This is a genomic window from Pantoea sp. WEP, from assembly GCF_041678305.1.
Classification (GTDB): Bacteria; Pseudomonadota; Gammaproteobacteria; order Enterobacterales; family Enterobacteriaceae; genus Pantoea; species Pantoea dispersa.
The window spans coordinates 453,299-465,407 of the sequence record NZ_JBGNXB010000002.1 but is presented as its reverse complement, the minus strand read 5'-3'; the positions used below and the strand labels follow the sequence as shown (position 1 = coordinate 465,407).

Here is a 12,109-nt window from a genome sequence, read left to right as displayed (position 1 = left end):
TACAGTAAAAGTTATCCACGTTTTCTGTGGATAACACATTGAATATCGTCTGGCTAAATCCCCGTTATTCTCACGACAGCATAAGGATTTACTGTGAAATTCGGGCGATTTCAGCCTGAAATCCTGCTAATAAAAACCATTTTTTCAAACAGTTAGAGGTAAAATCGCCATGGCGAATGTCGCCTGATTCCGGCAAATTCCGTTAAGGATTCTCCCTGCTGGTTTCACTGTTGCTTTCGCATCCAGCAAAGCTGGCTATTTTCAAAGACTAAGACGGCGATGCGCGGTTTCACCGTATTACATTGCTGAGCTGGCGATTTCAGCCTGAAATTCCGGCTAAGGTTAATTTGATTTCATGCACTTAGCGCTGAAATCACGCTGGCGAAGGATGAAATTTCGGGGGGAGATATCAGGAGAGTGTGGTAACAATCTGTAGCGGCACGGTTCAGGATGTACGGGATTATGCTGCTACAGATTGCTGGTCATCGGTGTTAAAGCGCTACTACTGATTGAGATACTTATTCAGCGTCTCGGTGATAACGCGATCCAGCTCTTCCTGTAACTCTCTGGACTGACGGTTAAACTCGTAGCTAAACATGCGTCCGCGCGTTTTCTTGCGGGCGTAACGGTCTTTATCCGCGAAGGTCCACAGCGGTGTCGCCACCACTTTATCTTTTGTCGGCGCCTGCACCAGCGTCTGGCTGCCGTTACGGACCAGCCGCAGGATGCCATTCTTGACTTCATCTTCCGCCAGGCCTTCACGCGCACAGACGCTGTCCACATCCATACCGATGGTTTCAATCAGAGCATCGACCGTCTGACCGGTTTCCTGCAGTTTTTCGTAGGCCTGCAGCAGCGTTTTGTAGTCAGGATAGGTCAACTCTGAATGGTTCGGGAACAGGGTGACCAGCTCCAGCGGCACACTGGCAGCTTGCAGCGCGCGGGTCACTTTTGCCTGTGACAGCCCTTCACTCTGCGCAATCTCTTTTTGCGACAGGCCGCTGTCTTTCAGGGACAGCAAACGCATGCCGACTTCACGCAGATTATGCTCACGCGCGGTCTGGATATCCTGCGCCAGACGACGGGCTTCTTCGGCAGAGATGGCAACGTCGGTAACCAGCACATCCAGCCCGGTTTTACAGTGCAGCGCGGCCGCCCGACGACGCGAACCATCGAGGATTTCAATCCGATCGCCACGCTTTACGCCGATGGCCGGGAAGAACTGCTGCAGTTTAATGGTACGGATGATATCGCGCAGTGACTCTGGCGTAAGACCGGACTGGTCACGGCCGTTGGTTTCCATCACCACGTACGTACGTTCTTCTATCTCTTTAGCCGTGATGTGTTCCAGGGTGAACAGGGCGCGTTTACCGGTGGAAAGGATAAACGTCTGAGAGTGGGCATCCTCGCTGGGTTCATTTTGTAACGGGCTCTGGCTGAAGGTGCGGCCAATAGTGATTCTTTTTGCGCTCATAATAACCTCAGTTCAGGCGGATAAATTCAATACGATCAAAGACGGCTTTGGCAAAGTCTTCTGCCGCCGAACGCGCGTTTTTCAGGGCTTCGCTGCTGCCGACATAGGTAGATGGGTTGGCGGAGATAACCGTATCGAACGATTCACCGCAGCGTTCAAAGCCATCCAGCCGCGGCAGCGCCGCATCCAGCATATCGCCACCAAATATCTCTTTCGCCAGGCTGTGACACATCTTGTGGTCCGCTTTATTCGACAGCTTAGACATAAAACCAATGTTGCCCTGCAACCGGCAGGTAGCACCCGATTCTTCAATGATGTCGATAAGCTCGGGCAGGCGCGTCAGATACTTCAGCGTGGAGTGGAAATCAACCTGTGCCGGCGGCACCGGCGTCATCAGCAAATCGGAAGCGGCAATGGCGTTTTTCAGGAAGGCATCCAGATGTGGGCCGCTGTCAATAAAGATGAAGTCGTAATCTTTTTTCAGCTTAGCCACCACGTTTTCATACAGCACTGCATGCACGTTTTGCTGCGGCAAATGCTCCGCACACAGCTCTTCCCAGCGTGAAGCAATGAAGGCGTCATCGATTGAGGCGGGCAGTACGTCAACGCCAGGAATAATCGATGGCACAATAAATTCGCTTTTCAGCTCTTCGCGGCTGACGTTTTGCAGCATCGCCTGTGCTGCGGTGGCCTCAACCAAACCGACCGAACGTTCATGATTCAGGAACATGGTGGCCGAAGACTGCGGATCGAGATCGATAACCAGGATACGTAAATCTTCAAACAGCAGGTGCGGATGCGCGCGCAGCGCGTGCGCCAGTGATACGGTGGAAACGGTTTTAGACACACCGCCTTTCAGGTTACCGACAAACAGCGTAAACGCTTCAGGATGGCGATCGCGGTATTTCGGGACGCCGCGATGATGATAGATGTCGATAATATTTTGGATCGACATCGCGTACTTGGTGGAACTGCCGGCCGCGCGCTTATCAAACGGATAGCCGTTTTCTTCCATCTCGTTAACCGCGTAATCGACACTGGCGCGCGTCAGCCTGGGCAACTTGGCTAACGCCGCTTTGGCATAAACCTGGTAAAAAGTATTCTCGTGCAACTCTTCTTTTTGCGCCTGAATCTGCTCCGTCAGGCTCATCAGCATTCTTTCTGAGCGTTGAGCGACTTTCAAAACCTGCTTCTCATCGTTAGCCATACTTGCTCCACACATGTAGGATTTATGACTTTATACCGAAATCCTGCACATGAGGCAAATCTATCTCATCTGTTCATCATCGGCTCGCGTTGTAAAAAGACCTTTTGCAAGAGAGGTTTAAACGACACGTTCACTGGAGTCAGTAATGCGAGCTGGTTGATAACCCATCAATTGATGAAAATGTGATCGGTGAAAGGGCGGCCCTCTGCCACTGTTCACTGTAATCAGTAACCGACCTATCTGGCTGAAGCGGGCGATCACGGTGAAATACTGCGCGCCGTTACCTTACAGAGCAGTCCGCACGTTCACTGTAATCAGCGGGTGGCGAAAAGGAATGAACTGCGTTCACTGTACCCGGCAGAACATTCACTGCAATCAGTAACCCTGCCGGAAGGTTCACTGTAATCAGTAATCCTTTAGCGCAGGGACAGCGCTACCGGCGCCAGGGCGAGCCAGTGCGCAAAAGTAAATGTTCACTGTAGTCAGTGGTTCCGCGCAACATCCGCTCACCGAATGGTCAGGACTCACTGTAGTCAGCACAAGCCCACTACATTCTTCCCTCACTAACTGCCTGCAACGCACGGTATGAGGGGGTGCTGCCAGCCAGTGAGAAGGGGAGAAGCTGCACACGATGAGAATTACGCGGTGTGCGATTTCGGGCTGGGGAGCATCGCCTGCAGGAAGATTGGGTTGCGTCGCGGCGAGCATCGTGCAGTGCCATGTTTAGAGCCACCTTACTGGCGGTAATCTGCCAGCGCATCGATTCATGTAGATATAAGATTCACTGTAGTCAGTAAACTGCGACGTCTATGCCACCGACATTGACTGAAGTCAGTAAACTATGAATGCCTTTTCGTCAATGTTCACTGTAATTAGTAATGTGACCGTTATCAGATATTCATAACCTGATCGCTGCGGCGCATTCACTGTAGTCAGTAGAAGGAAAAGCGCGTTTAAGCCTGAATTGCTGACCTGCCTGACTGAGCATTCACTGTAATCAGTAAACCCGATCATCTTTATCGCGCCAGGTCGAGGGATGCTGGTGCGGGACAGGGAAGGGCACTCAGCTAACAACATTCACTGTAATCAGTAGCCGGGTTCGCGCGCGCTGCGCTTTGAGGCAGCAGTACCTGACGCACACGTTCACTGTAATCAGTACATGCCCGCTTAGCCTCAGCTCGATAACGTTCACTGTAGTCAGTAACTGGCTTTCTCTTTCTTACAGGGCAGCGGCCACGGTGAGGGTAGGGGAGTGTTGAGAACGTTCACTGCAATCAGTAAAAGTCAGACAACGCAGAGGGCCGTTTCGTCATGAAATGACGTTCACTATAATCGGTAATCCCTCCCACGATTCACTGTAATCAGTGATAGTGACCAACCCTGTCACTTTTACTGGTTACTTTTACAGCATAATTACTGAATACAGTGAATGTATTGCAGTATATCGATTATTAACTTTAATTTTCAGTCAGATACGATAAAGCGTTCACTGTAATCAGTGAGGTCGTATGCATTTGTGTTCACTGTGGTCAGCAGAATCGCCCGGCAGACCAGACATTCACTGTAATCAGCCAGACGGTATCTGAAGGCACAGACCAGATGTCTGTCAACCCACCTGGTAAGTACCCACTATCAATAAAAGCACTGTTATGCATAGAAAGGAAGGTTTAAGGATTTTCAGGGAACAGGCGATACCGGCAGCGACCACTGATTACAGTGAATGCTACCGATTACAGTGAACAGATCAGGTTGTGCTGATTACAGTGAATGAGAGGAAAGCTGCAGTGTCACTTTTAGGCTTAGTGACACTGCGGGAAGAGGGCTGACTGATTACAGTGAATGGGGGAAGTCAGTCTTCGAAATCGAGGTCTTCCAGCGAATCGATACTTTCCAGATTGCTGATACCATCGAGTTTGGGTGTGCGGCTGTGGATGATGAAAAATACCGAACGGCCCCGTTTCACTTCGGAGTAGTCCAGATAGCCAATCTCTTTCAGTTGCTCCATGGCGCGCCGCACCACATGGTTTTGCGTGGTGGTTTTTGAGCCGAGATTAAGACGCATGCGTAAGCGCGCCAGGGAGATAGGCGCCGGATTAGTGGGCAGGCTTTCCAGGTAGGTATACAGCGCCTGCGCCGACTCCTTACGCTTGAGGCGCGAGATAGCACGCAGCTGCAGCAGCACCTTGTGGTCGAAGTTATACAGCTCAAACAGCTTAGGATCGGCCTGAATGCGCACCAGATCTTTCTCACGATCGTAGTAAGCCGACTGCACCAGGTGCGTGTGGTAGGCTTTACCATTCCCCTCAAACGACAGGGTATTGGTTGCGATGCGTCGCAGCGAGGCGTCAAGACGCTTACGCAGCGCCGCGGACGAGTTGGCCGAGGGAATACCGCACATCTTGACGAAATCGATAAACGGCAGCGTGACGGTGTCGCCCTTCGACGGATAACGCGAAAAAGACTGAATGATGCCGGCCCAGGTTTTGAAATCATTATCCATATCCAGCCGTGCGCCGGTGATGGTAATCTTTTCATAGCCTTCCGCTTTCACCAGCGACAGGTTTTTGAGCTCTTTGGTGGCATCGGTTGAAGCCATCGCGCCGGATTTTCCGCGCGCCGTTGACTTCAGGGTAGGAACAAACAGACCCAGGCGCATCAGTGCGACCGGTTGTACGGTGTTATTTTTATTGGGATGAAGCTGAATAACTTCACCACTATTTTTCGTCACCGACAGAAAAGGTTCAAGTAACGCCTTGTTTTCACTCTCTTTATCTGCCATAGCCTGAGATCTTCATTCTGTGGATGAAAAGGATCGGTATCTGATTACAGTGAACATTAACACTGTTTATAGTGAACATTCTACTGTCTATAGTGAATAAAGTACTGACTATAGTGGATACTTTACTGATTATAGTGAACACGATCACCTTCTCAGCCCTTGTCGGGTGCGGCCTGCCGCGATCGGGGATCTCTTAGGATCTCTTTTTAGATCTCTTTATGATCTTTCTTTAAGATCTAATCACTGTATAAGTGGATAACCCGTTGAGGCGACTGATGCTGATAAGCGTAACCTGCAGAATATTCGCTTACGTCTTTAAATCACCCTGTGAGGGTGGAAAGTGAAAATCTTCAGCCTGCGCTGCCTCTCAATTCATTTCAGGTGAACAACTTGCTCTCATCTATTCATTTTTCATCACCTGATGGCTGGCGTAAGGTAGATCCCACTCTGATCAACCCGATTATCTGACGAAGGCATCTTATGACTGATCACGTTATTTCACGTAATCCCACCAGCGGCGAAATCATTGCCACTTATCCCCTGCAGAGTGCAGCCGAGCTGGAAACGGCTTTACAGCAAAGCGGCAGCGCCTTTGCGCAGTGGCGTAACACAGAGATGGCACAGCGCGTAAAGGTACTGCGTCAGCTTGGTGAGCAGCTGCGCCAGCGTCAGGATCAACTGGCTACGCTCGCCACGCTGGAAATGGGTAAACCCATTGCGCAGGCGCGTGCCGAAGTCCTGAAATGCGCCAGCCTGTGTGACTGGTATGCTGAACACGGGCCGGCAATGCTGGCCGATCAGCCCACGCTGGTGGAAAACCAGCAGGCCTGGCAATCGTTTCGTCCACTCGGTGTGATCCTCGCGGTGATGCCGTGGAATTTCCCTTACTGGCAGGTCCTGCGCGGCGCGGTCAGCATGCTGCTAGCGGGCAATACCTACCTGCTGAAACACGCTCCGAGCGTCATGGGCTGCGCCCGGCTGATGCAGGAACTGTTTGCTGCGACCGATTTACCGCGCGGCGCATTCAATGTAATCAACGTTGAAAACGACGGTGTCTCTGCCGCCATAAAAGATCCGCGCGTCGCGGCCATCGCCGTGACCGGAAGCGTGCGCGCGGGTGGGGCTATCGCCGCACAGGCCGGTGCGGTACTGAAAAAAACCGTGCTGGAGTTAGGCGGCGCCGATCCTTTTATCGTGCTGGCGGATGCCGATCTGGATGCAGCAGTGGCCTCAGCGGTCACAGGACGCTACCAGAACAGCGGGCAGGTGTGTATGGCAGCCAAACGCTTCATTATTGAAGAGAGCATCGCAGAAGCGTTTGAGGCGCGTTTTAGCGCAGCCGTGCAGGCACTGAAAGTGGGCGATCCGCTGCAGGAAGAGACTTATATCGGTCCGATGGCACGCTACGATCTGCGTGATGAACTGGATCATCAGGTGCAGGAAACCCTGCAGCAGGGTGCACGTCTGGTGCTGGGCGGCCACAAGATCGAGGGCGTCGGCAACTATTATGCGCCAACCATTCTTGCTGACGTCACGCCCGCGATGACCGCTTTTCGTCAGGAGATCTTCGGGCCGGTGGCGGCGATCACCGTCGCGCGCGATGCGCAACATGCACTGCAGCTGGCGAATGACAGCGAGTTTGGCCTGAGCGCCACCGTGTGGAGCGGCAATGAAGCGCTGGCGCAGGAACTGGCAGAGCAGCTGGAAACCGGCGCGGTGTTTATCAACGGCAACGGCGCCTCAGATCCGCGTGTCGCTATCGGTGGCGTGAAAAAGAGTGGTTATGGCCGCGAACTCTCCAGCTTCGGCGTCCACGAGTTCTGTAACATCCAGACGGTGTGGAAAAACCGTCGCTAACCCGGCCGGGGCGCGCCATACTGTGCGCCCCAACTTCCGGAAGCAATCCTTGTATGCAGACGCCAGGCATTCTCATCCTTGCTGCCGGTCTCGGCAGCCGCTTTCGTCAGGCCGGCGGTACCGGGCATAAACTGCTGGCGCCGTATCCTGACGATAATGGCGTGCCTCAGCCGCTGCTGAAGCTGACGCTGCAGCAGGCGCAGCGCAGCGGTTTGCCGCTTCTCCTCATTATCCGGCCGGAAGATGGTGCCATTCAACAGCTGGCACAGCAGTGCGGCGTCGCGACCTGCACTATTGCCAGCGCCGGCAGTGGCGAAAGCATTGCCGCTGGCGTGCGGGCCACTGCCCACTGGCATGGCTGGCTGATCGTACCGGGTGATATGGCGTGGGTGAGGGCGGAGGATCATCAATGTGTGGCCCAGGCGCTGCGCAACGGTGCGCCGCAGGTACGGCTCAGCTGGCAAAATCAGCCGGGCCACCCGGTGGGATTTGCCGCGCACTATGGCGCGGCGCTCGCTCAACTGCAGGGCGACAGCGGTGCCCGCGCGCTGCTCGACCCGGCCATTCTCATCACTCTGCCGGCCCATCAGGGCACGATCCGCGACGCGGATCTGCCACGATCCGGGGCAAGCCGCTGACCTGCAGCGCGCCTGAATGGGTCAGTGGCTGCCGGGATTAGCGCGCACCTGCGCCACTTTTTCGCTCAGATTCTGCCACGCCGGTTGGTCAGGTGCGTAGCGCTGGCGCAGCCAGGCAGCAATATCCGCAACCTGCTTATCCGACAAACTGGCGGCAAAGCCGGGCATATAACCGAGCGCCTCGGTTGCCGGTTTGTCGATACCGTGCAGCACCACCTGTAACAGATTATCCGGCGTCGCGCTGGTTATGCTGCTGCTGTTGGCCATCGATGGGCTGACGCCAAACAACTGCGGTCCGCCCTCGCTGGCACTATGGCAGGCCTGACAGGCGCCTTTAAACAGCCGTTCCCCCGCGGCAGTGTTCCATGCCGGTTTTGCCGCCGGCACAGCGACAGGGCGCGCTGCCTGACCATTAATGTCTGCCAGATAGCTGGCCATGGCGCGCACGTCGGCTTCCGGCAGGGTGGCGAGATGGCTTACCACCGGTGCCATCGGTCCGGCGGCAACGCCGTGCTGCGCATCGTAACCACTGCGCAGATAGTTATACAGCGACTGCGCCGTCCAGGGCTGCGGGGCTTTATTCAGCTGATTGAGCGCGGGCGCTTCCCAGCCGTCGACCCAGCCACCGGCGAGGAAATTATCCCCGCTTTTCTCCGCGCCCAGCAAATTACGGGGCGAGTGGCAGGCACCGCAGTGTCCGGCTCCGTTCACCAGATAAGCACCACGATTCCATTCGGCGCTTTTGCGGGGGTCAGGCTGATATTCGCCGCGCCCGAGGTAGAGCGCGTTCCAGCCCGCCATCAGGAAGCGCAGGTTATAGGGAAAGCGCATCTGGTTTTCTGGCGGTGCCTGCTGTACCGCCGGCTGCGACATCAGCCAGGCGTACAGCGCCTGCATATCGCCTTCGCTCAGCTGGCGAAAGCTGGTGTAGGGAAACGCCGGATAGAGGTGATGGCCGTCGCGGCTGATGCCCTCGCGCATGGCGCGATCGAAGGCGTTAAATGACCAGCTACCGATGCCGGTCTGTTTATCTGGCGTGATGTTGGTGGTGTACAGCGTGCCAAACGGTGTCTCCATCTTCAGGCCGCCGGCATTGGTCGCGCCGCCTTCCGTGGTATGGCATACCGCGCAGTCACCGGCGGCGGCCACCTGACGGCCGCGTTCCAGCATCTCTGCCGACCAGCTTCCGGCGGCCGGGGGTGTCACGGGCGCAATCGGTGCGCGCCACGGCAGCGCGTTAATCGCCACGCCAGCGGCGAGGCCGAGCAATCCTGTTACGCCACCCAGCGCCCATTTTCGGCGGCGGCGGCGGGCGGTTTGGGCCGGTGCGGCCAGCTGTGGCTCCGGCTGCGGATCGGGGCCGTTCAGCGCCTGACGCAGTTTGTCAGCGGTAATGGGCAATTCGCGAAAACGGATACCGGTGGCATCAAACACCGCGTTAGCGATGGCCGCGGCGCTGGGCACCGACGCGGATTCCCCCGCGCCGAGCGGCGGTTCGTGCGGGCGCGGCACCATCATCACGTCGATATCCGGCACTTCCGGAAACGTCAGGATCGGGTAGCTGCCCCATTCCTGGCTGGCGATCAGGTTGCTTTCAATCGTCACCTGTTCTTTGAGCACCCGGCTGGTGGACTGAATGACATTGCCGTGAATCTGATGCTTTACCCCTTCCGGGTTGATCATCATGCCGGCATCATGGCCCACGGTGATGCGCGTAACGGCGATCTCGCCGCTCTGCTTATCAATCGCGACATCCGCGACCCAGGCAGCCCAGGCGGCGCCGAAGCCGGGAAATTTGCTGTGAATATAGCGTGCGTAGGCAAAACCGCGTCCGCGCAAAATGCCGGGTTCGCTGGCGGTCTGCTGAATGGCGGTGCGCGGCGTCCAGTCTGCGCGCGCAGCGGTGGAGCGCATTAGCTCGGCGGCGCGATCGTCCTGAATGTAGCGCAGCCGGTACTCCACCGGATCGACGCCTGCCGCGTGGGCCAGCTCATCCATATAGGATTCATGGGCAAAGGTGTTGGGCAGGGCCGAAACGCCGCGCATCCACGAGGCGCGCACAATCGGCGCCATGTCCTCAATGGTGACGCGCAGATGGGGAAAATCGTAAGGTGGAATGGAGGTGCGATCGCCCATTTCATACGCCAGCGCCACCGGATCGACACGGCCGGTTAGCAGCAGTGCCAGGGTGGGTGCGCCGTTGGACGGATAAGACGTGGTGAAATCATACACCTGCGGATTGCCCTGCGCGTCCAGCCCGCCGTCCACCTCCATCAGCTGTGCAGTGCCTTTCGGTTCCCAGACGTGCTCCTGGGCGCGCGTCAGCTGTACCCGCACCGGCTGGCCCACCGCGCGCGACAACAGCGCCGCATCGGCGGCCACGTCATCGGCGCAGTTGCGACCATAGCAACCGGCGGCTTCCATGCGGTTCACTTCAATAGTCTCTTCCGGCCTCTCCAGCAGCCATGCCAGATCGGCGCGCAGCAGGTGCGGGTTCTGCGTGCCGCTCCACACCTGCAGCGAATCAGGCTGATAGTCGGCCACCGCGCAGGAAGGGCCAATCGACGCATGCAGCTGATAAGGCCAGACATAGCTGCGGGTAAAACGCTGCGCGACATTCGCCAGCGCGGCATCCACTTCACCGCTGTCATGCACCACGCGCGAGGTGCGGGGATTATCACGAATAGCCTGTTCGATATCGCGCAGGTCCGGCAGGCTGTGTTCCCACGGCTTCCAGCGCACCTGTAATGCGTCCATCGCGGCGATGGCCTGCTCCTCGCGCTCCGCCACCACGCCGACAAAATCCGCGATCTGCACCACTTTCACGATGCCTTCGAGATGCGCGATCGAACTTTCGTCAATGCTGAGCAATGAGGTGCCGACAAAGCTGCCGGTGTCATAGCCCGCATACGGTGGGCGAATGACCCGGCCGTGCAGCATACCGGGCACGCGCAGGTCATGCACCCACGTTAGTTCGCCGGTGGCTTTGGCGGGAATATCCACCCGCGCCGAGCTGGTACCAACCAGGCGATATTCACTGGCGGGCTTGAGTGTTACCTGATGATCAATCGGCACGATGCTGCGCTGCTGCTGCACCAGTTCGGCAAATGACAATTGCACCCCGCTGGGGTGCTGCAGGAAACCGCCGTCCAGCGTGATGCTCTCCACCGGCAGCTGCCAGCGCGCGGCGGCCTGCTGTAACAGCCACTGGCGCGCCGTTGCAGCCGCTTTACGCAGTGGTACGGCAGAAATTTGCAATGTGGCGCTGGCGATGGTGGCACCCTGGTTGGGCACGCGTAGCGTATCGCCCAGTACCATTTGCACCTGATCCATGCGCAGATTGAGCTCTTCGGCGACGATTTGCGTCAGCGCGGTTTTCACCCCGGTGCCGAGATCGACATGGCCATTGAAGGCCCAGACGCTGCCGGAACCGTCAATAGCCAGAAACAGAGCCCGCTCTTTGGCTTTCAGCGTCGGCGTCTGGCCTTTGGGTACCAGCCCGGGCGGCGGCTGAATCTCATCGACAATCAACAGGATGTCGCTGGCTGCCAGCAACTGCTGCTGCGTGGGGACGTTAGCCGTACTCATGATGCCGCCTCCGCCTGCTGCAGGCATAAGGTGATGGCACGCTTCACTGCGCACAGGATCTCCTGATGGGTGCCACAGCGGCACAGGTTACCGCTCAGCGCCGCACGTATCTGCCGGTCATCAGGGCAGGGCTGAGCGCGCAGCAGCGCGGCGGTGGTCATGATCATGCCGTTAAGGCAGTAACCGCATTGTGCGGCCTGCGCCTCGATAAACGCCTGCTGCACCGGGTGCAGTGCTTCGCGGTTGCCCAGCCCTTCCAGCGTGGTGATAGCGCGCTGACGCACGCCATACGCCGGGATGACGCAGGCGCGCGCGGCAACGCCATCGATCAGCACGGTGCAGGCACCGCATTCACCCAGGCCGCAGCCATATTTGGGACCGTTAAGCTGGAGGTGATTACGCAGCACCAGCAGCAGCGAGGTATCGCGATAGCTGCTGATGGAGTGAGTCGCACCGTTCACCTCAAGGGCGTAATGGCACGTGGATGCAGGTGAAACCGGTGTGGCAGTCTGATGTGCCAGCATTTTCATTATTAACCGCCTTAGCGAGGCGGCTAAGCGCCCCGG

At 56.8% G+C, this 12,109-nt stretch carries 7 protein-coding genes; 2 read left to right on the top strand and 5 right to left on the bottom strand.

The genetic code is table 11. The features are described 5' to 3' along the window. Positions 1-502 precede the first annotated feature (502 nt). The 3 genes from ABVR31_RS21335 to ABVR31_RS21325 all read right to left on the bottom strand — a co-directional run bounded on the left by ABVR31_RS21335 (position 503) and on the right by ABVR31_RS21325 (position 5,460). On the bottom strand, positions 503-1,474 hold the full coding sequence (locus ABVR31_RS21335; protein ID WP_372774461.1) for a ParB family protein: 972 nt from the start codon (positions 1,472-1,474) through the stop codon (positions 503-505). A gap of 7 nt (positions 1,475-1,481) precedes the next feature. Then, a complete protein-coding gene (locus ABVR31_RS21330; protein WP_058758933.1) occupies positions 1,482-2,681 on the bottom strand; it encodes an AAA family ATPase in 1,200 nt (399 codons plus the stop codon). Between the two features lie 1,849 nt (positions 2,682-4,530). Beyond that, the gene (locus ABVR31_RS21325) at positions 4,531-5,460 is read right to left on the bottom strand and encodes a RepB family plasmid replication initiator protein (protein ID WP_021508802.1); all 930 of its coding nucleotides are present in this window, start codon (positions 5,458-5,460) and stop codon (positions 4,531-4,533) included. Positions 5,461-5,940: 480 nt separating this feature from the next. On the opposite strand from ABVR31_RS21325, the gene ABVR31_RS21320 reads away from it, so the two are divergent. Both ABVR31_RS21320 and ABVR31_RS21315 read left to right on the top strand, forming a co-directional pair. Next, positions 5,941-7,317, top strand: coding sequence for an aldehyde dehydrogenase family protein (locus ABVR31_RS21320; protein WP_372774458.1), 1,377 nt, complete (start codon positions 5,941-5,943; stop codon positions 7,315-7,317). 53 nt (positions 7,318-7,370) lie between these two features. Beyond that, positions 7,371-7,955, top strand: a complete 585-nt coding sequence (locus ABVR31_RS21315; RefSeq protein WP_372774456.1) for an NTP transferase domain-containing protein — start codon at positions 7,371-7,373, stop codon at positions 7,953-7,955. 21 nt (positions 7,956-7,976) lie between these two features. On the opposite strand, the gene ABVR31_RS21310 is transcribed toward ABVR31_RS21315, so the two are convergent. Both ABVR31_RS21310 and ABVR31_RS21305 read right to left on the bottom strand, forming a co-directional pair. Beyond that, positions 7,977-11,543 carry a molybdopterin cofactor-binding domain-containing protein gene (locus ABVR31_RS21310; protein WP_372774454.1) on the bottom strand — a complete coding sequence of 1,189 codons (3,567 nt, stop codon included), beginning with the start codon at positions 11,541-11,543 and terminating at the stop codon, positions 7,977-7,979. Continuing rightward, on the bottom strand, positions 11,540-12,067 hold the full coding sequence (locus ABVR31_RS21305) for a (2Fe-2S)-binding protein (protein ID WP_371221476.1): 528 nt from the start codon (positions 12,065-12,067) through the stop codon (positions 11,540-11,542). The genes ABVR31_RS21310 and ABVR31_RS21305 overlap by 4 nt, the downstream gene beginning before the upstream one ends. Positions 12,068-12,109: the final 42 nt, after the last annotated feature.